The 22,898-nt window shown below is 66.0% G+C and carries 18 protein-coding genes; 1 reads left to right on the plus strand and 17 read right to left on the minus strand.

The features are described 5' to 3' along the window. Positions 1 to 34: 34 nt before the first annotated feature. The 15 genes from ftsA to coq7 all read right to left on the minus strand — a co-directional run bounded on the left by ftsA (position 35) and on the right by coq7 (position 17,035). A complete protein-coding gene (gene ftsA, locus ACV22W_RS19005; RefSeq protein ID WP_006752447.1) occupies positions 35 to 1,267 on the minus strand; it encodes a cell division protein FtsA in 1,233 nt (410 codons plus the stop codon). 26 nt (positions 1,268 to 1,293) lie between these two features. Continuing rightward, positions 1,294 to 2,046 carry a cell division protein FtsQ/DivIB gene (locus tag ACV22W_RS19010; protein ID WP_448021000.1) on the minus strand — a complete coding sequence of 251 codons (753 nt, stop codon included), beginning with the start codon at positions 2,044 to 2,046 and terminating at the stop codon, positions 1,294 to 1,296. 19 nt (positions 2,047 to 2,065) lie between these two features. Further along, positions 2,066 to 3,007, minus strand: coding sequence for a D-alanine--D-alanine ligase (locus ACV22W_RS19015; RefSeq protein WP_059535171.1), 942 nt, complete (start codon positions 3,005 to 3,007; stop codon positions 2,066 to 2,068). A gap of 1 nt (position 3,008) precedes the next feature. Further along, on the minus strand, positions 3,009 to 4,406 hold the full coding sequence (gene murC, locus ACV22W_RS19020) for a UDP-N-acetylmuramate--L-alanine ligase (protein WP_448021001.1): 1,398 nt from the start codon (positions 4,404 to 4,406) through the stop codon (positions 3,009 to 3,011). Next, positions 4,403 to 5,506: an undecaprenyldiphospho-muramoylpentapeptide beta-N-acetylglucosaminyltransferase gene (gene murG / locus ACV22W_RS19025; RefSeq protein WP_448021003.1), complete on the minus strand. Its 1,104-nt coding sequence runs from the start codon at positions 5,504 to 5,506 to the stop codon at positions 4,403 to 4,405. The genes murC and murG overlap by 4 nt, the downstream gene beginning before the upstream one ends. Then, positions 5,503 to 6,786 carry a putative lipid II flippase FtsW gene (gene ftsW, locus ACV22W_RS19030; protein ID WP_059465312.1) on the minus strand — a complete coding sequence of 428 codons (1,284 nt, stop codon included), beginning with the start codon at positions 6,784 to 6,786 and terminating at the stop codon, positions 5,503 to 5,505. Before ftsW ends, murG begins: the two co-directional genes overlap by 4 nt. After that, positions 6,783 to 8,294, minus strand: a complete 1,512-nt coding sequence (gene murD / locus ACV22W_RS19035) for a UDP-N-acetylmuramoyl-L-alanine--D-glutamate ligase (RefSeq protein ID WP_448021005.1) — start codon at positions 8,292 to 8,294, stop codon at positions 6,783 to 6,785. Before murD ends, ftsW begins: the two co-directional genes overlap by 4 nt. A 28-nt stretch (positions 8,295 to 8,322) precedes the next feature. Continuing rightward, a complete protein-coding gene (gene mraY / locus ACV22W_RS19040; protein ID WP_059451891.1) occupies positions 8,323 to 9,492 on the minus strand; it encodes a phospho-N-acetylmuramoyl-pentapeptide-transferase in 1,170 nt (389 codons plus the stop codon). Between the two features lie 16 nt (positions 9,493 to 9,508). After that, complete coding sequence (locus ACV22W_RS19045) at positions 9,509 to 10,915, minus strand: UDP-N-acetylmuramoyl-tripeptide--D-alanyl-D-alanine ligase (protein ID WP_448021007.1); 1,407 nt, start codon at positions 10,913 to 10,915, stop codon at positions 9,509 to 9,511. Then, positions 10,912 to 12,450: a UDP-N-acetylmuramoyl-L-alanyl-D-glutamate--2,6-diaminopimelate ligase gene (locus ACV22W_RS19050; protein ID WP_448021009.1), complete on the minus strand. Its 1,539-nt coding sequence runs from the start codon at positions 12,448 to 12,450 to the stop codon at positions 10,912 to 10,914. Before ACV22W_RS19050 ends, ACV22W_RS19045 begins: the two co-directional genes overlap by 4 nt. Then, positions 12,447 to 14,294, minus strand: a complete 1,848-nt coding sequence (locus ACV22W_RS19055; protein WP_448021011.1) for a peptidoglycan D,D-transpeptidase FtsI family protein — start codon at positions 14,292 to 14,294, stop codon at positions 12,447 to 12,449. The genes ACV22W_RS19050 and ACV22W_RS19055 overlap by 4 nt, the downstream gene beginning before the upstream one ends. Continuing rightward, positions 14,291 to 14,632 carry a cell division protein FtsL gene (gene ftsL, locus ACV22W_RS19060; protein ID WP_448021012.1) on the minus strand — a complete coding sequence of 114 codons (342 nt, stop codon included), beginning with the start codon at positions 14,630 to 14,632 and terminating at the stop codon, positions 14,291 to 14,293. Before ftsL ends, ACV22W_RS19055 begins: the two co-directional genes overlap by 4 nt. Further along, positions 14,629 to 15,570, minus strand: a complete 942-nt coding sequence (rsmH, locus tag ACV22W_RS19065; RefSeq protein ID WP_059535156.1) for a 16S rRNA (cytosine(1402)-N(4))-methyltransferase RsmH — start codon at positions 15,568 to 15,570, stop codon at positions 14,629 to 14,631. Before rsmH ends, ftsL begins: the two co-directional genes overlap by 4 nt. Before the next feature lie 23 nt (positions 15,571 to 15,593). Next, positions 15,594 to 16,022, minus strand: a complete 429-nt coding sequence (gene mraZ, locus ACV22W_RS19070; RefSeq protein ID WP_006400450.1) for a division/cell wall cluster transcriptional repressor MraZ — start codon at positions 16,020 to 16,022, stop codon at positions 15,594 to 15,596. 386 nt (positions 16,023 to 16,408) lie between these two features. Then, positions 16,409 to 17,035 carry a 2-polyprenyl-3-methyl-6-methoxy-1,4-benzoquinone monooxygenase gene (gene coq7 / locus ACV22W_RS19075; protein WP_448021014.1) on the minus strand — a complete coding sequence of 209 codons (627 nt, stop codon included), beginning with the start codon at positions 17,033 to 17,035 and terminating at the stop codon, positions 16,409 to 16,411. Between the two features lie 277 nt (positions 17,036 to 17,312). On the opposite strand from coq7, the gene ACV22W_RS19080 reads away from it, so the two are divergent. Continuing rightward, a complete protein-coding gene (locus tag ACV22W_RS19080; RefSeq protein ID WP_448021016.1) occupies positions 17,313 to 18,470 on the plus strand; it encodes a porin in 1,158 nt (385 codons plus the stop codon). A 373-nt stretch (positions 18,471 to 18,843) separates the two neighbouring features. Here the strand turns inward: ACV22W_RS19080 and ACV22W_RS19085 are convergent, their stop codons facing one another. Continuing rightward, positions 18,844 to 20,517 carry a long-chain fatty acid--CoA ligase gene (locus tag ACV22W_RS19085; protein WP_322039697.1) on the minus strand — a complete coding sequence of 558 codons (1,674 nt, stop codon included), beginning with the start codon at positions 20,515 to 20,517 and terminating at the stop codon, positions 18,844 to 18,846. A gap of 136 nt (positions 20,518 to 20,653) precedes the next feature. Then, complete coding sequence (locus tag ACV22W_RS19090; protein ID WP_448021017.1) at positions 20,654 to 22,729, minus strand: molybdopterin-containing oxidoreductase family protein; 2,076 nt, start codon at positions 22,727 to 22,729, stop codon at positions 20,654 to 20,656. Positions 22,730 to 22,898: the final 169 nt, after the last annotated feature.

A 22,898-nucleotide genomic window follows, 5' to 3' on the forward strand; every position in this document is an offset into this window, starting at 1 on the left:
CCGCCGGCACCGGCGCGAATTTCGATTCGGTTCGTCAGAAGTTGCTCAGGAACCATTCCTTCATCCGCGAGAAGATCTGCCCCGCGTTGCCGGACTGCACGGCGACCTTGCGGCCGCGCATGCGCTGAGCACTGCCTTCGACGAGCAGGCCCATCGCCGTCGAGTAGCGCGGATTGCGCACCACGTCGGCGAGGCCGCCTGCGTATTCCGGCGCGCCGATGCGCACCGGTTTCAGGAAAATGTCTTCGCCGAGCTCGACCATGCCCGGCATCATCGAAGCCCCGCCGGTAATGACCACGCCGGAGCTCAGCAGTTCTTCGTAACCCGACTCGCGCACGACCTGCTGCACGAGCGAGAACAGTTCCTCGACGCGCGGCTCGATAACGGCCGCGAGCGCCTGGCGCGACAGCGTGCGCGGGCCGCGTTCACCGAGGCCCGGCACTTCGACCATCTCGTCCGGATCTGCGAGCGCCTGCTTCGCGATCCCGTAGCCGACCTTGATGTCTTCCGCGTCCGGCGTCGGCGTGCGCAGCGCCATCGCGATGTCGCTCGTGATCTGGTCGCCGGCGATCGGAATCACCGCGGTATGGCGGATCGCGCCTTCGGCGAAGATCGCGATGTCGGTCGTGCCGCCGCCGATGTCGACCAGCACCACGCCGAGATCCTTCTCGTCTTCCGTCAGCACGGCCAGCGACGACGCGAGCGGCTGCAGGATCAGGTCGTTCACTTCCAGCCCGCAGCGGCGCACGCACTTGACGATGTTCTGCGCGGCACTGACCGCGCCCGTCACGATGTGCACCTTCACCTCGAGGCGGATGCCGCTCATCCCGATCGGCTCGCGCACGTCTTCCTGGCCGTCGATGATGAATTCCTGCGTGAGGATGTGCAGCACCTGCTGGTCGGTCGGGATGTTGATCGCCTTCGCAGTCTCGATCACGCGCGCGACGTCGGTCTGCGTGACTTCCTTGTCCTTGATCGCGACCATCCCGCTCGAGTTGAAGCTGCGGATATGGCTGCCGGCAATCCCCGTGAACACGTTGGTGATCTTGCAGTCGGCCATCAGTTCGGCTTCCTCGAGCGCGCGCTGGATCGACTGCACGGTGGCCTCGATGTTGACCACCACGCCCTTCTTCAGACCCTTCGATTCGCTCTGGCCGAGGCCGATCACCTCGTAGTGGCCTTCGCCCTTCAGCTCGGCGACGATGGCCACCACCTTCGACGTGCCGATGTCGAGGGAAACCAGCAGATCCTTGTAGTCTTTGCTCATAAAGTGCTCTTGCGTGTGATCTCTCGTTACTTCTTGCGCTTGTCGGTATCGGTCAGGAACCGCATGCCTGCCGCACGAATCGCGAATCCGTTCGGATAACGCAGGTCCGCGTACTCGATGTCGTTGCCCCAACGCTCCGTGACGGCCGGCCACGCGGCGACGAGGCGCTGGCTCCGGTCATGCAGGGTCTCGCTGTTGCGCTCCTTGCCCAGCTCGACCTGCATGCCGTTCGACAGCTTCACCGTCCACGCGTAGCGCGCCGACAGCGTCACTTCTTCCGGCGCCGCCTTCAGCGGCGCAAACCAGTTCGTGAAGTCGCGATACCGCGTGACGACTTCCTTCGCACTGCCCTCCGGGCCGTCGAACGCCGGCAGTTCCTGATCCAGTTCGCCCTGGTTCGCGGTGAACAGCTCGCCGTCGACGCTCACGAGCTGCGCGCTGCCCCAGGTCCCGAGCGGTTTGTACTCCTCGAGCGTGACAGCCAGCGCATTCGGCCACACCCGGCGCACGCTCGCGTGGCGCACCCACGGCATCTGCTCGAACGCGGCACGCGCCGTATCGAGATCGACCGTGAAGAAATTGCCCTTCAGCCGGCCGACCACGCCCGCACGCACCGTCGGCGTGTTGATGTGCTCGGTGTCGCCGTCGATCCGGATTTCGCGCAGCGCGAACGTCGGACGCTGGATCAGCCAGTAGCAGCCGGCCGCCGCCAACACGAGCAGCAACAGCGCGTACAGCGCGCTGGCGGCAAGGTTGAGTTGGCGAACGTTGTTCCACATACGTCGTTCCGTTCCTGCGTCAGTCGTTGAGCGTAAGCGACAGCACCTTCACGACCAGCTCCGAATAGCTGATGCCGATCGATCGTGCGGCCTTCGGCGGCAGCGAGTGGTCGGTCATCCCGGGGGCCGTGTTCACTTCCAGGAAATACGCGTTGCCGGCGGCATCGAGCATGAAGTCCGCCCGACCCCAGTCGGTGCAGCCGAGCACGTCGAACGCGCGGCGCGCGATGCGCTTCAGTTCCGCTTCCTGTTCCGCGGGCAGCCCGCACGGAATCAGGTACTGCGTATCGTCGGCGACATACTTCGCGTGATAGTCGTAGAACTCGCCGGCCGGCACGATCTTGATCAGCGGCAGGTCGAGATCGCCGGCGATGCACGCGGTGTATTCGCCGCCGCCTTCGATGCTCTTCTCGACGATCACGATCTTGTCGTGCGTCGCCGCTTCCGACAGTGCGGCGGGCAACGCGTCGGCCGTCTTCACCTTCAGCACCGCGACGCTCGAGCCTTCGCTCGCCGGCTTCACGAACAGCGGCAGGCCGAGCTTCGCGACGATGTCCGCCGCGCGCGCCGCGTAGTCGTCGCCGCGCATCACCGTCTCGAACGGCGGCGTCGGCACGCCCGTCTGCTGCCACACGAGCTTCGTGCGGAACTTGTCGAGGCCGAGCGCCGAGCCGAGCACGCCGCTGCCCGTGTAGCGGATCCCGTAGAAATCGAGCGCGCCCTGGATCTGGCCGTTCTCGCCGTAGCCGCCGTGCAGCGCGTTGAACGCGCGGACGAAGCCTTCGTCCTTCAGCGCCGACAACGGCCGCTCGGCCGGGTCGAACGGATGCGCGTCGACGCCCGCGTCACGCAGGCCCTGCAGCACGAGACGGCCCGAGGTGAGCGACACCTCGCGCTCGGCCGATTCGCCGCCGAACAACACCGCCACCTTGCCGAAACGTTTCGGATCGATCCCGCTCATGTCATGCCTTCTGTTGTGTGTGTTGCACGAGCTTCGCCGGCACGCCGCCGATCGAACCCGCGCCCATCGTGATCACCACGTCGCCGTTCTTCGCGACCCTGGCCAGTGCGTCCGGCACGTCGTCGACCGTCGCGACGAACACCGGGTCAACCTTGCCCACCGCGCGCAGCGCACGCGACAGCGCGTCGCCGTTGGCCGTCGCGATCGCCGCTTCGCCCGCGGCGTAGACTTCCGTCAGCACCAGCGCGTCGACCGTCGACAGTACGTTGACGAAGTCGTCGAAACAATCGCGCGTGCGCGTGTAGCGGTGCGGCTGGAACGCCAGCACGAGGCGGCGGCCCGGGAATGCGCCGCGCGCGGCCGCGATCGTCGCGGCCATCTCGACCGGGTGGTGGCCGTAGTCGTCGATCAGCGTGTACTGGCCGCCGTCCGCGCTCGGCACCTCGCCGTAGCGCTGGAAGCGTCGGCCGACGCCGTTGAATTCCGCCAGCGCCAGCTGGATCGCGTCGTCCGCCACACCGAGATCGGTCGCGATCGCGATCGCCGCGAGCGCGTTCTGCACGTTGTGCAGGCCCGGCAGGTTCAGCACCACCGCGAGCGGCGCACGGCCATCGCGGATCACCGTGAAGTGCATGCGGCCGTCGCGCGCGTCGATGTCTTCCGCGCGCACCTGCGCGTCCGGCGACAGACCGTAGCGCACGACCGGCTTCGAGATGAACGGGATGATCTGCCGCACGTTCGGATCGTCGACGCACACCACCGCGCTGCCGTAGAACGGCAGGCGCTGCGTGAATTCGATGAACGCCTGCTTGAGCCGCGCGAAATCGTGGCCGTAGGTGTCCATGTGATCGGCGTCGATGTTCGTGATGACCTCGATCACCGGATACAGGTTCAGGAACGACGCGTCCGACTCGTCGGCCTCGGCGACGATGAAGTCGCCCGTGCCGAGCCGTGCGTTCGCGCCGGCGCTGATCAGCCGGCCGCCGATCACGAAGGTCGGGTCCAGCCCGCCCGCCGCGAGCACGCTCGCGACGAGGCTCGTCGTCGTGGTCTTGCCGTGCGTGCCGGCGATCGCGATCCCCTGCTTCAGGCGCATCAGCTCTGCGAGCATCACCGCGCGCTGCACGATCGGCACGCGCTGGTGGCGCGCGGCGAGCACTTCGGGGTTGTCCGAGCGCACGGCCGTCGACACGACGACCGCGTTCGCGCCCTCGATGTTCGCCGCGTCGTGCCCGATCGCGATCCGCGCGCCGAGCGCCGCGAGACGATCGGTTACCGCGTTGCGCGACAGGTCGGAGCCGCTGACCTCGTAACCGAGGTTGACGAGCACTTCGGCGATGCCGCTCATGCCCGCGCCGCCGATCCCGACGAAATGAATGTGTTTGACGATGTGTTTCATTGCAGTTGTTCCAGGTTCGCGCCGGCCACCTTCGCGCAGACGCGCGCGACTTCGTCGGTGGCCTCGGGCTTCGCCAGCGAGCGCGAACGCTCCGCCATGTCCGCGAGCGACGCCCGCGACTGGCCGTGCAGCCAGTCGGCAAGCAGTTCCGCCGACAGGTCGCGTTGTTGCACCAGCACCGCCGCGCCCGCATCGGCGAGGAACGCGGCGTTGGTCGTCTGGTGGTCGTCGACCGCGTACGGGAACGGCACGAACAGCGCCGCCACGCCCACTGCCGCGATTTCCGATACCGTCATCGCGCCGGAGCGGCAGATCACGAGATCCGCCGCCGCGTAGGCGGTGGCCATGTCGTCGATGAACGGTACGAGCCGCACGTCGTCGCCGCCGGTGAATCCGGCCGCTTCGTAGTTCGCCTTCAGCGCGTCGATGTGCTTCGCGCCGGCCTGGTGCACGATGCGCGGGCGCTCGCCCGGCGCCAGCAGCGCCAGCGCGCGCGGCACGACTTCGTTCAGCGCGGCGGCGCCGAGACTGCCGCCGACGACCAGCACGTTCAGCGGGCCGCTGCGCGACGCATAGCGTGCTTTGGGCGTTTCCGTGCGCGCAAGTTCCGCGCGAATCGGGTTGCCGGTCCATTCCGCGTGCGGCAGTGCGCCGGGGAACGCGACGAGCACGCGCTTCGCGAATTTCGCGAGCACCTTGTTCGCGAGACCGGCGATCGAATTCTGTTCGTGCAGCACGAGCGGGCGGCCCGACAGCGCGGTCATCACGCCCGCCGGGAACGTGATGTAGCCGCCCATCCCGAGCACGACGTCCGGCCGCACGCGGCGCAGCGCGCCGAGACTCTGCCAGCATGCGCGCAGCAGGTTGAACGGCAGCGTCAGCTTGGTCTTCAGGCCCTTGCCGCGCAGTCCGCCGAAGCGCACGTATTCCATCGGAATGCCGTGCTTCGGCACGAGCGTCGCTTCCATCCCGGCCGGATTGCCGAGCCACACGACGCGCCAGCCCGCCGCTTCCATCCGGTGCGCGACGGCGAGCCCCGGGAACACGTGGCCCCCGGTGCCGCCTGCCATCACCATCAGCGTGCGTCGCGACGCGGTCATACCTTCCCTCCGCGCATCAATACGCGATTTTCATAGTCGACCCGCAACAGCACCGCAAGCGCGACACAGTTCAGCAGGATGCCCGAGCCGCCGTAGCTCACGAGCGGCAGCGTCAGGCCCTTGGTCGGCAGCAGGCCGAGGTTCACGCCCATGTTGATGAACGTCTGCGCGCCGAACCAGATGCCGATGCCCTTCGCCATCAGGCCCGCGAACGTGCGGTCGAGCGCGAGCGCCTGACGGCCGATCTCGAACGCGCGGCGCACAATCCAGTAGAACAGCAGGATCACGACCAGCACGCCGACGAAGCCGAGTTCCTCGCCGATCACCGCGAGAATGAAGTCGGTATGCGCTTCGGGCAGGTAGTTCAGCTTCTCGACGCTGCCGCCGAGGCCGACGCCGAACCACTCGCCGCGGCCGAACGCGATCAGCGAGTGCGTGAGCTGGTACGCCTTGCCCTGCGCATAGCGCTCGTCCCACGGATCGAGATACGCGAAGATCCGCTCGCGACGCCACGGCGACAGCCATACGAGCATCGTGAAAGTGCCGACTGCCGTCGCGACCAGCCCGCCGAACAGCTTGCCGTTGACGCCGCCGAGGAACAGCACGCCCATCGCGATCGCAGCGACCACCATGAACGCGCCCATGTCCGGCTCGAGCAGCAGCAGCGCGCCGACGAGACCGACCGCGAACGCCATCGGCAGGAAGCCCTTTGCGAAGCTCTGCATGTATTCCTGCTTGCGCACCGTGTAGTTCGCCGCGTAGATCGTCACCGCGAGCTTCATGATTTCCGACGGCTGCATGTTGGTGATGCCGAGCGGAATCCAGCGGCGCGCACCGTTCACACCCTTGCCGACGTGCGGGATCAGCACGATCACGAGGCCGACCAGTGCGATCAGGAAGAGATGCGGCGCGTATTTGTCCCAGGTCGACACGGGCACGCGGAACGCGATCACCGCCGCGATGAACGCGACGACGAGCGACACGCAGTGGCGCATCAGGAACGCGTAGTCGTGATACGACGCATATTTCGGCGAATCGGGCATCGCGATCGACGCCGAATACACCATCACCACGCCGAGCCCGAGCAGCGCGATCGCGACCCACAGCAGCGAGTAGTCGAAATCGAGCATCCGCGAGCGGCTCGGCCGCACGCCGTTGACGACGCTCGCGAGGCCGCCGGTCGCGGCGCGCGTGGCCGACGCGACGCGGCCGCCGGCGGCATTGCCGCCGGTGTCGCGCCGGTCGTTGAAACGGGAGACGAGGCGATCGGACCAGCTCATGGCGTCGCTCCTTTGTCGATGGCGATTTCATCCACCGCCGCGCGGAACACATCCGCGCGATGGGCGTAGTTCCTGAACATGTCGAGGCTCGCGCACGCGGGCGACAGCAGCACCGCATCGCCCGGCTCGGCGAGGTCGGCGGCGGCACGCACCGCGCCTTCGAGCGTCGCGTGGTCGGCGAGCGGCACGCCGGTTTCGGCGAGCGTGTCGCGAATCGCCGGCGCATCGCGGCCGATCAGCATCACCGCGCGGCACCAGCGCGCGACCGGCGCGACCAGCGGCGCGAAATCCTGCCCCTTGCCGTCGCCGCCGGCGATCAGCACGATCTTCTGCGCGAGCCCGTCGAGCGCCGCCACCGTCGCGCCGACGTTCGTTCCCTTGCTGTCGTCGACGTAGTCCACGTCGTCGATCGTCGCGACCACTTCGACGCGATGCGCCTCGCCGCGATATTCGCGCAGCGCGTGCAGCAGCGGCGCGGCCGGCAGGTCGATCGCGCGTGCAAGCGCGAACGCGGCCAGCGCGTTCGCCGCGTTGTGCAGCCCGCGGATGCGCAGCGCGTCGGCCGGCATCAGGCGCTTCTGCGCGATCTCGGGTGTATGCGCGCCGTCGCGCTTGCGGCGGCGGCTCGACGTCGTCTCGTCCGGCGCGTCGCGGTCGACCGCTTCGACCAGCCACGCAATGCCGTTGTCGCGCGACAGGCCGTAGTCGCCGTCCTGCGTCGGTTCGTTCAGGCCGAACGTGACCGTGCGCGCAGCGTCGCCCGCGCCGGCGGCCGGTGCGAACTTCATCACGGCCGCATCGTCGCGGTTGAGCACGCGCGTGGTCGTCGCGCCGAAGATTCGGCCCTTCGCGGCGGCATAGGCGTCGAAGCTGCCGTGCCAGTCGAGGTGATCCTGCGTGATGTTGAGGATCGCGGCCGCGTCCGGCGCGAACGTGCGTGCCGTCTCGAGCTGGAAGCTCGACAGTTCGAGCACCCAGACGTCGGGCAACGCCGTATCGTCGATCGCGCCCGCGAGCCGGTCGAGCATCGCCGGGCTGATGTTGCCGGCGACGGCGACCTTCTTGCCCGAACGCTGGCACAGCAGGCCCGTGAGGCTGGTCGTCGTGGTCTTGCCGTTGGTGCCGGTGATCGCGAGCACCTTCGGTTGATAACCGCTCGTGCCCAGCGCGCGCAGCGCCTGCGCGAAGAATTCCAGTTCGCCCCACACGGCGATCGCGCGCTCGTTCGCGGCCGCGATCAGCGCCGCCAGTGCCGGTTCGAGCGGCGACAGGCCGGGGCTCAGCCCGACGATCTCGACGCCGCCGTCGAGCAGCGCAGACGTGAACGGCCCGCCGACGAACTCCGCATCGATGCCTTCGGCCTGCAGCGCGGCAAGGTTCGGCGGCGCCTCGCGGGTATCGGCAATTCGCAGCCGGCACCCGTGCCTCGCGCACCATCGCGCGATCGCGAGACCCGATTCCCCGAGCCCCAGTACGAGCACCATCGGCCGCTGCCGATCTCCAAACATCTCGCCAGACATCCTTGTTACCTTTCCTTTACCGCAACTTGAGGGTGGACAGACCGAACAGGCACAGCATCAGCGTGATGATCCAGAAACGCACCACCACCTGCGTTTCCTTCCAGCCTGACAATTCGAAATGGTGATGCAACGGTGCCATCTTCAGCAGGCGCCGCCCTTCGCCGTAACGCTTCTTCGTGTACTTGAACCAGGACACCTGCAGCATCACCGACAGCGTTTCCGCGACGAAGATGCCGCCCATGATGAACAGCACGATTTCCTGGCGCACGATCACCGCGACCGTGCCGAGCGCGCCGCCGAGCGCCAGCGCGCCGACGTCGCCCATGAACACCTGCGCGGGGTGCGTGTTGTACCAGAGGAACGCGAGCCCTGCCCCGCCCATCGCGGAGCAGAAGATCAGCAATTCGCCGGCGCCCGGGATGTGCGGGAACAGCAGGTATTTCGAATAGACCGAGCTGCCCATCACGTACGCGAACACACCGAGCGACGCACCGACCAGCACGACCGGCATGATGACGAGACCGTCGAGGCCGTCGGTCAGGTTCACCGCGTTGCTCGCGCCGACGATCACGAAGTAGGTCAGCACGATGAAGCCCCAGACGCCCAGCGGGTAGCTGATCGACTTCAGGAACGGCAACATCAGGTCGGCCCGCGCGGGCAGCCCCATCGACAGGCCGCTGCGCACCCACGCCATGAACAGGTCGAACACGCGCACGTTGTTCGCCTCGGACACGCTGAATGCGAGGTAGACGGCAGCGAACAGCCCGATCACCGACTGCCAGAAATACTTTTCGCGCGACGACATCCCGCGCGGGTCCTTGTAGACGACCTTGCGGTAGTCGTCGACCCAGCCAATGACGCCGAAGCCGAACGTGACGAGCATCACGATCCAGATGAAACGGTTCGTCAGGTCGCCCCACAGCAGCGTCGCGACCGCGATGCCGATGAGGATCAGCACGCCGCCCATCGTCGGCGTGCCGGACTTGACGAGATGGCTCTGAGGGCCGTCCTTGCGCACGGCCTGCCCGACCTTCATTTGCGTCAGCTTGCGGATCACCCACGGTCCGCACACGAGCCCGATCCCGAGCGCGGTGATGGTAGCCATCACCGCACGGAACGTCAGGTACGTGAACAAGCGCAAAAAGCTTGCGTCTCCTTGCAGCCATTGCGCCAGCGCCAGCAGCATGCTTCCTTCCTTCTACTCAGTGTGCCGCGGGCACCGTGCCCGCCGCGGGTTGTTTCGTCAGCGCGTCGACCACGCGCTCCATCTTCATGTACCGCGAGCCCTTCACGAGCACCGTCGCCTGCGCGCCGTAGCCCGCCGCGAGCAGTGCCGTCACCAGCGCATCGACGTCGCCGAAATGGCGGGCCGTGTCGCCGTACGCGGTACATGCATCGCGCGACGCATCGCCGAGCGCGAACAGCGCATCGATGCCGCGCTCGCGCGCATACGCGCCGATCTCCCGGTGAAATGCCGGGCCTTCGTCGCCCACCTCGCCCATGTCGCCGATCACCAGCACGCGCGGCGCCGGTTGGGCAGCCAGCACGTCGATCGCCGCACGCATCGAATCGGGGTTCGCGTTGTAGGTGTCGTCGACGACCATCGCGCCCGCGAGGCTGCCGACGTCCGCTCGCCGGACCTGCAAACGGCCCTTGACCGGCTCGAACGATTCGAGACCCTGCTTGATCGCGGCCAGCTCGATACCGGCTGCGAGCGTCGCGGCCGTGGCCGCCAATGCGTTGCGTGCGTTGTGCTCGCCGAGCGCGCGCAGCCGCACCGTCACCGAGCCGGACGGCGTGTCGATCGCAAGCTCGCCGCCGTGCAAGCGGCCCGTGACCTGCGCTTCGATTTGCCGTTCGGCGTCGTGCAGCGCGAAATCGAGAATCCGGTTGCCGGTCGCCGCGACACGCCAGATTCCGGCGTACGCATCGTCGGCCGGAAACACCGCGACGCCGTCCGGCGTCAGCGTGTGGATCACGGCCGCGTGTTCGAGCGCGACCGCCTCGACCGTCGCCATGAATTCCTGGTGTTCGCGCTGCGCATTGTTGACGAGCGCGACGGTCGGCGCCGCGAGGCGCGCGAGGACTTCGGTCTCGCCCGGGTGATTCATCCCCAGCTCGATCACCGCGACGCGATGCGCGCCCGACAGGCGCAGCAGCGTCAGCGGCACGCCGATGTCGTTGTTCAGGTTGCCGGCCGTCGCCAGCCGTGCGTCGGCGCCGACTGCCGCCGTAAAGATCGACGCGATCATTTCCTTGACGGTCGTCTTGCCGTTGCTGCCCGTCACCGCGACGAGCGGCACCGCGAAGCGCTTGCGCCAGCCATGCGCGAGCGCGCCGAGCGCGGCACGCGTTTCACCGCCCTCGACGACCGGCATCGCAAGGCCCGCCGGCGCGTGCGCGACGAGCGCCGCGGCCGCGCCGCGCGAGGCCACGTCGCCGAGGAAGTCGTGCGCGTCGAAACGCTCGCCCTTCAGCGCGACGAACAGGTCGCCCGGGCCGACCGTGCGGCTGTCCGTCGACACGCGCTCGAAGGTGGTGTCCGGATCGCCGTGGACGGTCGCGCCGGGAATCAGGCGCGCGGCTTCGCCGAGACTGAGCATCGTCATTCGCCGCCTCCCTTGCCGTGCGTCGCGCGTGCCGCGAGCGCGAGCCGCGCGTGATCCTGATCGGAGAACGCGCGCTTCTTGCCCATGATTTCCTGCGTCGCCTCGTGCCCCTTGCCGGCCAGCACGACGACATCCTCCCGGGCCGCGCCGCGCACGGCCTGCAGGATCGCGCTCGCGCGATCCTCGATGCGGCGTGCGCGATCGGGCGCGGTCATCCCCGCGATGACCTGGTCGATGATGCGCTGCGGATCCTCGCTGCGCGGATTGTCGCTCGTGACGACGACTTCGTCGGCGAGCCGCTCGGCGATCGCGCCCATCAGCGGGCGCTTCGTCGCGTCGCGATCGCCGCCGCAGCCGAACATGCAGACGAGCCGCCCGCCGCGCGCCGCCGCGATCGGGCGCAATGCATCGAGCGTCTTGTCGAGCGCATCGGGCGTGTGCGCGTAGTCGATCACGACCAGCGGTTCGTCGTTCTGCAGCCGGCCGCCAAGGCGCTGCATGCGCCCGTTGACGGACTCGAGCCGCGCAATCTCCGCGACGGCCGCGTCGAACGGCACGTCGGCCGCGAGCAGCGAGCCGAGCACCGCGAGCAGGTTGCTGACGTTGAACGTGCCGAGCGTGCCGACCTCGACGTCCGCGTCGCCCCACGACGAGCGCAGGCGGAAAGCCGTGCCCGTGGCGGTCGCGCGCACGTCGAGCGCAACCAGCTCGCGATCGGCGTCGGCCGCCTGCGCATCGCCGATCCCGTATGCGATCGTGCGCACGCGGCCGGCCAGCTTCTCGAGCAGGCGGCGGCCGGCTTCGTCGTCGCGATTGACAACCGCCGCGCGCAGACCGCGCCACGCGAACAGCTTCGACTTCGCGGCTTCGTACGCGTCGAACGTGCCGTGATAGTCGAGGTGATCCTGCGTGAGGTTCGTGAAGACGGCGATGTCGAATGCCGTGCCGTTGACGCGGCCCTGATGCAATGCGTGCGACGACACTTCCATCGCGACGGCTTTCGCGCCGGCGTCGTGCAGTTGCGCGAGGCTGCGCTGCAGCTGCGGCGCGTCAGGTGTCGTGAAGCCGGTCGGCACCAGCTGCCCCGGCATGCCGCTGCCGAGCGTGCCGATCAGCGCGCACGGCTGGTGCAGCGCCGTCAGCGCGGCCGCGATCCATTGCGTGCAGGACGTCTTGCCGTTGGTGCCGGTCACGCCGATGGCGAGCAGGCTGTCGCTCGGGTCGCCGTACCAGCCGCTGGCGATCTCGCCGGCCAGCTGGCCGAGCGCCGGCACCGCGAGCGCGACGGGCACGGCCGGTGCGGCTTCGAGACCTTCCGGCTGATACAGCACGGCGGCCGCGCCGCGCGCGACGGCATCGGAAATGAAGGCGCGATTGTCTGCCCCGTCGACCGCATAGCCGAGGAACACGTCGCCGGCCTTCAGGCTGCGCGTGTCGGCATGCAGTTGCGCCGCGGGGGCCACATGCTGGCGCAGCCACGCAAGCGCGGCCGCGATCTGCTGATGCGCCGGATGGGAACTGCGAGCGGCGCTCATCGAACAACTCCTGGTGAATTACGTGTCGTGCTGGATACGATCATATGCTTCGCGCCGCCGCCCGCGGCGAGCTTTTGCGGGCCCGTCCCGGCGGGCGCGCCAGGCGCGTCGTCGGACACGACGAGCTGCTTGATCGGCATGTTCGGCGGCACGTTCAGCGCGCGCATCGTATCGCCCGCGATCGCCGAGAATACGGGGCCGGACACCTGGCCGCCGAAGTGGCTGCCGGCGGTCGGCTCGTCGACCGACACCGCGATCACGACCCGCGGATTCGGCATCGGCGCCATCCCGACGAACGACGCGCGATACTTGCGCGTATAGCCGTGGCCTTCATGCTTGTAAGCGGTACCGCTCTTGCCGCCGACGCGATAACCCGGCACGGCCGCATCCGGCGACGTGCCGCCCGGCGCCACCACCGTTTCGAGCATCGCACGCACCTCGCGCGCGGTGGTCGGGTTGAACACCTGGGTGCCCACGATCGGCTGGTTGGGGTCCGTCTTGAAAATGGTCACGGGCATCAGCTCGCCGTCATGCGCGATCGCCGTGTAGGCGCGCGCGAGCTGGAACAGCGACACCGACAGGCCGTAGCCGTACGACATCGTCGCCTGCTCGATGCGACGCCAGCTCTTCCACGGACGCAGGCGGCCGGCCACCGCGCCCGGGAACCCGACCTTCGGCGCCTGGCCGAGGCCGATGCTCGTATACATATTCCACATTTCCTCGGGCCGCATCGTCATTGCGATCTTCGTCGCGCCGATGTTGCTCGACTTCTGGATCACGCCGCCGACCGTCAGCGTGCCGAAACCCGCGTCGTCGGTGATCGGTGCGCCGTCGAGTACGAAATGCCCGTTGCCCGTCTCGACGAGCGTGTTCGGCGTCACGCGGTGCAGGTCGAGCGCGAGCGACACGGTAAACGGCTTCATGATCGAGCCGGGCTCGAACACGTCGGTCATGATCCGGTTGCGCAACTGCTCGCCCGTCATGCGCGAGCGGTCGTTCGGGTTGTACGTCGGGTAGTTGACGAGCGCCAGCACCTCGCCGGTGCGCACGTCGACGACCATCGCCGCGCCGGCCTTCGCCTTGAACTTCTCGACGGCGGCCTTCAGGTTCGCGTACGCGATGTACTGGATCTTGCTGTCGATCGACAGGTCGACGTCCGTCCCGTTGTGCGGCGGAATCTGTTCGGCGACGTCCTCGACGATGTGCCCCATCCGGTCCTTGATCACGCGGCGCACGCCGGACGTGCCGGACAGCAGCTTCTGGTCGCCGAGTTCGACGCCCTCCTGCCCTTCGTCCTCGACGTTCGTGAAGCCGATCAGGTGAGCGGTGATCTCGCCTTCCGGATAGAAGCGCTTGTATTCGTTGCGCTGATAGATACCGGGAATGTCGAGCGCGGCGACCTTGTCCGCCACATCGATCGGCACCTGACGCTTTACGTAGACAAAACCTTTATCTTCCGACAGCTTCACGCGCAGTTCCTTCGGCGTCATGCCGAGGAGCTTGCCGAGCTGGTTGACCTTGCCGGCGTCGAGATCGTCCGGCACGGCGTCCGGAATCGCCCAGATCGCGCGCACGGGCAGGCTGGTCGCGAGCACGAGCCCGTTACGGTCGAGGATCTTGCCACGCGTGGCCGGCAGCTCGATCGTGCGCTGGTAACGGCTCTCGCCCTGCTTCTGATAGAAGGCGTTGCCGGGTCCCTGGATCCAGAACGCGCGCGCGGCGAGCGCGACGAACGCCATGAACAGCAGGAATACGACGAGTTTCGAGCGCCACATCGGCAGGTGCACGCCGAGCACGGGGCTCGCCGAGAACTTCACGTCCTGGCGCTTTTGCGACGGCTTCATCGCGCGCCTCCGTTGCCCTTGGTGGCCGTATCGGCCGACGCGGGAATCGGCGCGTCGATCGCCTTCGCAGCGCCCGACGGCAGCGTCAGGTACTGGGTGCGCCCCGTCGAGATCGGCTGCATCTTCAGCGAATCGTTCGCGAGCTGCTCGATGCGGGACGTCTTTGACAACGCGCTCTGCTGATATTGAAGCTGCGCGTAATCCTGCTGGAGCTGACGCTCCTGCGACTGCGCGCGCTGCAGCTGAATGAAGATCTGCCGCTGCTGGTTCGTCGAGTTGACGACCGACAGCGCGCAGCCCATCACGATGATCAGCAGGAAGATGTTGAAGCGGCTCATGGCGTGACGCGCTCCGCGATGCGCATCACGGCCGACCGGGCGCGCGGATTCGCGGCGACTTCCGCCTCGCTCGGGAACTGACGGCTGATGATCTTGAGCGGCGGGCTCGGGAGGTCGACGGCGCGGATCGGCAGGCGACGATCGACCGCAGGCGCACTCGCGTGCGCCTGCATGAATCGCTTGACGATCCGGTCCTCGAGTGAATGAAAGCTGATGACCACCAGCCGCCCCCCTTGCTCCAGCAACGACAATGCCGCGTCTAGTACGACTTGCAGGTCCGCAAGCTCTTGATTGACGTGAATCCGTATAGCCTGAAAGGTGCGGGTTGCCGGATCCTTGCCCTTCTCACGGGTTTTGACGACGTTACCCACGATTTGGGCAAGCTCGCCCGTGGTGTCGAGAGGCCCAAGACGGTCGGACTCTGCCCGGCGAGCAACAAGCGCCTTTGCAATCTGAAAAGCAAACCGTTCTTCCCCATAATCTCGTATCACCTCCGTCAATTCCTGCACCGAAGCCCGCGCGAGCCACTCGGCCGCCGACTCGCCGCGCGTCGGATCCATTCGCATGTCCAGCGGGCCATCCGCGCGAAAGCTGAAGCCGCGCGCCGGATCGTCCACCTGCGGCGAGGACACGCCCAGGTCCAGCAACACACCCGACACCTTCTCGACACCGCGCGCCGCAAGCGCGTCGCGCATCGATGCAAAGCTGTCATGCACGATCGAGAAGCGCGCGTCCTCGATGCGCTGCGCCGTCTCGATCGCCCTCGGATCCTTGTCGAACGCGATCAGCCGGCCGCCCGGCGCCAGCCGCGCGAGCACCGCGCGGCTATGACCGCCGCGTCCGAACGTGCCGTCGACATAAATGCCGTCCGGCCGCGTCACGAGCGAATCGACCGCTTCGTCCAACAGTACGGTCCGATGCTGCAATTCGTTTCCCATCGCGGGCGTCTCCGTCACCGCAATCAGAACGTGAAGTTCTTCAGCGCGTCGGGCATGCCCTGCGCCATCGCTGCCTGCTCCTTCGCGATGTAGGTCTGCGAATCCCACAGCTCGAAGTGACTACCCATTCCCAACAACATGACTTCCTTTTCCAGTCCGGCCGCCATCCGCAGCTCGGGCGATACGAGAATCCGGCCTGCGCTGTCGAGATCGACATCCATCGCATTGCCGAGAAAAATGCGCCGCCACCAATGCGCGTCCATCGGCAGCGCGGCGATCTTGGCGCGGAATACTTCCCATTCGGGGCGCGGAAACAGCAACAGGCAGCCGTCCGGGTGCTTGGTCACAGTCACCCGTCCTTCTGCCTGTCCTTGCAGCGCTTCGCGATAGCGAGCCGGCACCGACATCCGCCCTTTCGCATCGAGCGTCAGCGCCGACGCCCCTTGGAACACTTTCCGCTCTCCCGTTCAGGGCACCGAAGCACCCGCTCAATGCTCAAGAATTTAGCCGGAATAGCCCGCCAAATCACACAAAAATACACTTTCTCACACTGTCTCCCACTTTAGTGGAAGGGTTTGGCACGGTCAAGGGAGCGGCCCGGTTTTTGACGAATTTTGTTAGTTAGAACAAGGACTTACGCGCTCATGCTCATGCGGCCCCTCATACCAAAAACCGTTATAAATGAATGAGCTAGTGCAACTTGTGAAGGTGATACGTGAGAAAGGCGGGCCAGACTGGCGTGCGGACGGGGCTTTCGGGGGCGGGAAAACGCGGAATAAACGGGCGGTATCGGGAACGGCGAACCGGGACGGCGTCGCGCGCCGCCCCGGCCCGAATGTCAGAGATAGTATGCAGTGCTCGTCATGACTTTCGACGCGGCGCGCATCAACATCCGCGCGGGCAGTGGCAGTTCGATCCCGCCGGCGTCGGTCGCGGCCTTGCCGTGCTTCACCTCGTCGAGCCGCATCTGCTCGACGATCGCCCGCGACGTCGCGTCGGTCGCCGGCAGTTCGGACAGGTGCCCGTCGAGATGGCTCTCGACCTGGCGCTCCGTCTCCGCCATGAAGCCGAGGCTGACCTTGTCGCCCAGCGTGCCGGCGACGACGCCGATCGCGAGCGCGCCAGCGTACCACAGCGGGTTGAGCAGGCTCGGACGCGAATCGAGTTCCTTCAGCCGATGCGCGGTCCACGCGAGATGATCCTCCTCCTCGCGTGCGGCTTCCTCGAACATCGCCTTCGACGACGACGAGCGCGCGGTCAGCTTCTGCGCCTGATAAAGCGCCTGCGCGCAGACCTCGCCGACATGGTTCACGCGCATCAGCCCGGCGGCATGCGTGCGCTCCGCGGGCGTCAGTTCGCCGGCCGGCGGCTCCGCCGGCGCGGGCACCGGGCGGCTCATCCGGCTAATGCCGGTCAGCGATCGCAGGCCGCGATCGAATTCGCTGATCAGTTCATCCAACACCATCCTGTTCTCCTGGCTGCGTGTGCTGCCGCGGGCGGCAAAGGCACGTGCTCCGCTGCGTAACCGACTTGATTATTCAGCGGAAATTGCGGTTAACCCGTGATTTTAACCATTGTTGCATAAAGGAAACATGGCAGCTTTGCGCCACGGCATTTCGCTTTGTCGGAAAAATCGGCTTTGCTACATTACGTGCGACTTCTCGTGAAGTTGTTGGGGCCCGTCAACACAACATAACTATCTGCCCCGCCAAAAAAATTCAGTGTTTCTTGGAGATCCGTTAATGAAAAAGTCGCTTCTCGCGCTCGTCGCGCTGGGCGCGTTTGCTGGCGCAGCCCATGCGCAAAGCAGCGTGACGCTCTACGGCATCATCGATGAAGGCTTCATCTTCAACAACAACGCCAAGGGCGGCCACCTGTACGGTCTGGCAAGCGGCGTGATGCAAGGCAGCCGCTTCGGCCTGCGCGGCACCGAAGATCTGGGCAGCGGCCTGAAGGCGATCTTCGTGCTCGAAAACGGTTTCGACGTCAACTCCGGCAAGCTGGGTCAGGGCGGCCTGATGTTCGGCCGCCAGGCTTACGTCGGCCTGTCGAGCCAGTACGGTACGGTCACGCTGGGTCGCCAGTACGACTCCGTCGTCGACTTCGTCGGCCCGCTCGAGGCAGGCGACCAGTGGGGCGGCTACATCGCTGCTCACCCGGGCGATCTCGACAACTTCAACAACGCATATCGCGTCAACAACGCGGTCAAGTACACGAGCCCGACCTACGGCGGCTTCTCGTTCGGCGGCATGTACAGCTTCGGCGGCCAAGCCGGCCAGTTCTCGAAGAACCAGGTCTGGTCGCTCGGCGCCGGTTACAACAACGGCCCGCTCGTGTTGGGTGTCGGCTACTTGAACGCACGCACGCCGGCTAACTTCGGCGGCATGTTCAACACCGGCGCGTCGGCTGCAGCGACGGCCGTGTCGTCGCCGGTCTACGGCGCATATGCGAACAGCGCGAACACGTACCAGGTCATCGGTGCGGGCGGTGCGTACACGTTCGGCGCAGCAACGATCGGCGCGACGTATTCGAACACGAAGTTCAAGGGCTTCTCGGTCGGTCCGTTCGTGGACCAGACCGCGACGTTCAACAACGGCGAAATCAACTTCAAGTATCAGCTGACCCCGGCGCTGATCGTCGGCGCGGCGTACGACTACACGCAAGGCAGCAAGATCGACGGCAACTCGGCAGCCAAGTACCACCAAGGCTCGCTGGGCGTCGACTACTTCCTGTCCAAGCGCACGGACGTCTACGTGATCGGCGTGTACCAGCATGCGTCGGGCAACGCGCTGAACTCGAAGGGCGAGGTCATTCCGGCAACGGCGTCGATCAACGGTCTCGACCCGTCGAGCACCAGCAACCAGGTTGCAGCGCGCGTCGGCATCCGTCACAAGTTCTAATCAGCTGGACTGACAAGCCGCAGCATATTGAAGGCGCCTTCGGGCGCCTTTTTCTTTTGCGGCTGCGAAGCGGTGAGCGGCGAACAGGACGATCGCCGGGCGGCCCGTTCACGGGGGCGAACCGTTCCCGACGCCTCATCGACATGAATGTCACCGCTGCCGGCGGGCAGCATGCGCCGAAGTACCGCGCCATGCGAATCACGGCTCGCGGCCGCCACGGGCGGCCCGGTCACGCCGCTCCGTCAGCCACGAAGTATCCCGGTAGATCATGCGCCGTTCCCGCGGCCGTCGAACCACGGCGCGGCAACCTCGGTGCCAGCCCCACGAACAAAAAAGCCCGGCACTGGCCGGGCTGGTTGATTCGACTTCAGTGTTACGCGCGTCCGTCGCGCAGTTCGCGCCGAAGGATCTTGCCGACATTCGTTTTCGGCAGTTCCGTGCGGAACTCGACGAGTTTCGGCCGCTTGTAGCCGGTGAGCCGCTCCTTGCAGTACGCGAGGATGTCCTTGTCAGTGAGCGCCGGATCCTTCTTCACGACGAACAGCTTCACGGCTTCGCCCGAGTGCTCGTCCGGCACGCCAACCGCCGCCACCTCGAACACGCCCGGGTGAGACGCCACCACGTCCTCGACCTCGTTCGGATACACGTTGAAACCAGATACCAGGATCATGTCCTTCTTCCGGTCGACGATCTTCACGTAACCGCGCGCGTCCATCACGCCGACGTCGCCGGTCTTGAAGAAACCGTCCGGGAACATGACTTTCGCGGTTTCGTCCGGACGATTCCAGTAGCCGGCCATGACCTGCGGCCCGCGGATGCAGATCTCGCCCGGCTCGCCGAGGGCGACGTCGTTGCCGGCGTCATCGCGGATGGCCACTTCGGTCGACGGCAGCGGCAGGCCGATCGTCCCGCTATATTCGGTCGCCGTCACCGGGTTGCAGGTCGCGACCGGCGAAGTCTCCGACAGGCCGTAGCCCTCGACGATCGCCGTATGGGTCTTCTCATACCAGCGCTTCGCGACGCCCTCCTGGATCGCCATGCCGCCGCCGTTGGCAATCACGAGCTTCGACAGGTCGAGCTGGTTGAATTCGGGATGGTTCAGCAGCGCGTTGTACAACGTGTTGACGGCCGGAATCGTCGAGATCTGGTAACCCTTCAACTCCTTGATCATGCCGCCGATGTCGCGTGGATTCGGGATCAGGACGCCCATGCCGCCCGTGCGCATCGTCAGGAAGCCGCAGACCGTCAGCGCGAACACGTGATAGAGCGGCAGCGCGACAACCGTCACGAACTGTTTCACCTCGGGGTACTTCTCGTGCGCGGGATGGTGCCATGCGCCGGCCTGGAGCACGTTAGACACGATGTTCCGGTGCAGCAGCGTCGCGCCCTTCGCAACCCCTGTCGTCCCGCCCGTGTACTGGAGGAACGCAACGTCATCCGGGCCGAGTTTCTGCGCCTTGAAGGTCTGCCGCGCACCTTCCGACAGTGCGGCCTTGAAGCGCGTGAACGACGGAAGCTGCCAAGCCGGCACCATCTTCTTCACGTTGCGCACGACGTAATTGACGAGCCAGCCCTTGATGCCCAGCAGATCGCCCATCGAAGCGACCACGACATGCTTGACCGCGGTATTGGCGATGACGGCCTGCAGCGTCGACGCGAAATTCTCGAGAATGACGATCGCCTCCGCCCCGCTGTCCTTCAGCTGATGTTCGAGCTCGCGCGGCGTATAGAGCGGGTTGACGTTGACGACGGTGAAGCCCGCGCGGAGCACCGCGACGATCGCCACCGGATACTGCAGCACGTTCGGCATCATGAGCGCGACGCGCGCACCGCGCTTCAGGCCGCGCGACTGCAGCCACGCGCCGAACTGGCGTGACAGTGCATCGAGTTCGCCGTACGTGATGCTCTTGCCCATGCAGACGAACGCCTTTCGGTCACGATACTGCTTGAAGCTTTCGTCGAGGAGATCCGGGATGGAAGGATACGGGGACGCGTCAATTTCGGCTGGAACGCCGGGTGGGTACGATTTCAGCCAAATTTTGTTCATACGGCGCGTCTCCTCACAGATTTTCGAATGGTCGTGCTAAAACGCATCGTAGCGGCTCGCCCATGCCGAGACAACAGGGTTAGATGCCCACTTCGAACTTTCGGATACATTCGTCTGATGGTATCAAGAAGTTCGGTCAAATCCGCTCAACTTCGACCAGACAATCGTAAAACGTCGCCGAGTTGCCGAGATCGGTCAGCGCCTGGCTCGTTACCTCGTTCGCGTTCCGTCCATCCGCCGACAATTTCTTCCACCAGATCGACAGTCCGACGACGAGCCCCGCGCGCGCACGATCGGTCACCCTCGCGACCGCCTGCATCGATCCGCGGTCGTTGAAGATGCGCACGATGTCGCCCTCCCCGATGCCGCGCGCGTCGGCGTCGGCCGGGTGTATATCGAGATGCGGCTGTCCTTCCGTACTGCGCAGGCTGTCCACGTTCACGAACGTGCTGTTCAGGAAGTGGCGGGCCGGCGGGGAAATCATCGCCAGTGGATAGCGAGCGGCGAGTTCGGGTGCGGCCTCCGCAGATTCGAACGGCGGCAGGTAATCGGGCACCGGGTCCATGTCCATCTGCTCGAGTCGTGCACTGTAGAACTCGCATTTGCCGGACGGCGTGCGGAAACCGCCATTCTCGAAAGGCGCGTCCGCCACCTTGAGCTTCAGCCAGCCGGCACGCTTCAACGTCTCCCAATCGCTGTCGAGCGCCGGATCGTTCCAACGGAGCGCCGCCTGCGCCACCTCTTCGTCGCTGTGATAAAGCGCGGGCTCGTCGAGCCCCATGCTGCGTGCGATACCGCGAAAGATTTCCGTGTTTGGCCGTGCGTCGCCGACTGGCGGAATCGCCGGTAGATTCGCCATCACATAGGTGTGTCCGTACGACTTGTGGACGTCGAGATGCTCGAGTTGCGTCGTGGCCGGCAACACAATGTCGGCGAAATCGACCGTATCTGTCTTGAAATGTTCGAGAACGACCGTGAACAGATCTTCGCGCGCGAACCCGGCGGCAACTTTCGACGAGTCGGGCGCAACCGCGACGGGATTCGAGTTGTAGACGATCACCGCTTCGACCTTCGGCCCGAAGGTGGCGTCGCCCGGATGCAGCAGCGCATCGCCGATTGCATTCATGTTGATGATGCGCGGCAGTTTGTGAGGCCAGCCGGGCATCAGATCCGGACGCAGCAGCCCCGCCTGATTGACCGGTGCGGATTCCGACGACGACAGCAGAAGCCCGCCGGCCCGGTCGCGCCACGCGCCTGTCAGCGCGGGCAGGCTCGCAATCGCGCGCACGGCATTGCCGCCGCCGCGCACGCGCTGCATGCCGTAATTGAGGCGAATCGACGCCTTGCGCGTCGCGCCGTAACGACGTGCGAGTTCGATCAGTTCCGACGCTTCGATGCCGCAGATCTGCGCGACACGCTCCGGCGGATAGGACAGGGCTCGGGCCTTGAGCGCCTCGAAACCGAGCGTATGACGCGCGATGTAGTCGTGATCGAGCAGATCTTCGGTAATCAGCACATGCATCATGCCGAGCGCGAACGCGCCGTCGGTGCCCGGTTTCAACGCGATGTGCTGATGGCATTTCTCGGCCGTCAGCGAGCGGTAGGGATCGATCGCGACCAGACGGGCGCCTCGACGCTTGGCTTCCTGCGCTCGGGTCCAGAAATGCAGACTTGATGCGATCGGGTTGGCGCCCCAGATCAGGATCAGCTCGCTTTCCTCGAAATGCTCGAGATGCATGCCGACGCTTCCGCCATACGTGTAGCGCAGCCCCGCTGCACCGGCTGCGGCGCAGATGGTCCGCTCAAGCCGGGACGCACCGAGCTTATGGAAGAACCGCTGAGCAATGCCTTCGCCCTGCACGAGCCCCATCGTTCCCGCGTAGCTGTATGGCACGATCGCTTCCGGCGCGCGCCCGGCGATTTCCCCGAGACGACGACCGATCTCGTCAAGTGCTTCGCTCCAGCTGATCGGTACGAAGCGCCCTTCCCCCTTCGCGCCGATGCGCTTGAGGGGCTCGGTGAGCCGGTCGGGATGATGAACGCGGTCGGCATATCGGCTGACTTTCGTACACAACACGCCCTGCGTGGGCGGATGGTCGGGATCGCCCGTCACCTTGATGGCTCGGCCGTTTTCAACGGTCACGCGCATTGCGCACGTGTCCGGACAATCGTGCGGGCAAACGGCCCGAGCTATCTGAGTGACGGCGTTCATCGTTTTGGATGCGACTAGGGTGGTGATTCGCAAATTTTACGTGGATGGGCCAAGTAAGGCCTCATTTCGCGCGAATTTCCCGGCATGCAGCGAAAATCCCTGGCCGGCGATTGCGGCGAATCAGCCGGTGATTGGTCCGGGATGAAGGAAAGCGGTGGGTTCCGGCGAT

This window comes from Burkholderia sp. AW49-1, assembly GCF_053427845.1.

Bases quoted from the DNA above. Each gene is read 5' to 3' on its own strand.
- ftsA (WP_006752447.1), bottom strand. From the start codon at position 1,267: ATGAGCAAAGACTACAAGGATCTGCTGGTTTCCCTCGACATCGGCACG.
- ACV22W_RS19010 (WP_448021000.1), bottom strand. From the start codon at position 2,046: ATGTGGAACAACGTTCGCCAACTCAACCTTGCCGCCAGCGCGCTGTAC.
- ACV22W_RS19015 (WP_059535171.1), bottom strand. From the start codon at position 3,007: ATGAGCGGGATCGATCCGAAACGTTTCGGCAAGGTGGCGGTGTTGTTC.
- murC (WP_448021001.1), bottom strand. From the start codon at position 4,406: ATGAAACACATCGTCAAACACATTCATTTCGTCGGGATCGGCGGCGCG.
- murG (WP_448021003.1), bottom strand. From the start codon at position 5,506: ATGACCGCGTCGCGACGCACGCTGATGGTGATGGCAGGCGGCACCGGG.
- ftsW (WP_059465312.1), bottom strand. From the start codon at position 6,786: ATGAGCTGGTCCGATCGCCTCGTCTCCCGTTTCAACGACCGGCGCGAC.
- murD (WP_448021005.1), bottom strand. From the start codon at position 8,294: ATGTTTGGAGATCGGCAGCGGCCGATGGTGCTCGTACTGGGGCTCGGG.
- mraY (WP_059451891.1), bottom strand. From the start codon at position 9,492: ATGCTGCTGGCGCTGGCGCAATGGCTGCAAGGAGACGCAAGCTTTTTG.
- ACV22W_RS19045 (WP_448021007.1), bottom strand. From the start codon at position 10,915: ATGACGATGCTCAGTCTCGGCGAAGCCGCGCGCCTGATTCCCGGCGCG.
- ACV22W_RS19050 (WP_448021009.1), bottom strand. From the start codon at position 12,450: ATGAGCGCCGCTCGCAGTTCCCATCCGGCGCATCAGCAGATCGCGGCC.
- ACV22W_RS19055 (WP_448021011.1), bottom strand. From the start codon at position 14,294: ATGAAGCCGTCGCAAAAGCGCCAGGACGTGAAGTTCTCGGCGAGCCCC.
- ftsL (WP_448021012.1), bottom strand. From the start codon at position 14,632: ATGAGCCGCTTCAACATCTTCCTGCTGATCATCGTGATGGGCTGCGCG.
- rsmH (WP_059535156.1), bottom strand. From the start codon at position 15,570: ATGGGAAACGAATTGCAGCATCGGACCGTACTGTTGGACGAAGCGGTC.
- coq7 (WP_448021014.1), bottom strand. From the start codon at position 17,035: ATGGTGTTGGATGAACTGATCAGCGAATTCGATCGCGGCCTGCGATCG.
- ACV22W_RS19080 (WP_448021016.1), top strand. From the start codon at position 17,313: ATGAAAAAGTCGCTTCTCGCGCTCGTCGCGCTGGGCGCGTTTGCTGGC.
- ACV22W_RS19085 (WP_322039697.1), bottom strand. From the start codon at position 20,517: ATGAACAAAATTTGGCTGAAATCGTACCCACCCGGCGTTCCAGCCGAA.
- ACV22W_RS19090 (WP_448021017.1), bottom strand. From the start codon at position 22,729: ATGAACGCCGTCACTCAGATAGCTCGGGCCGTTTGCCCGCACGATTGT.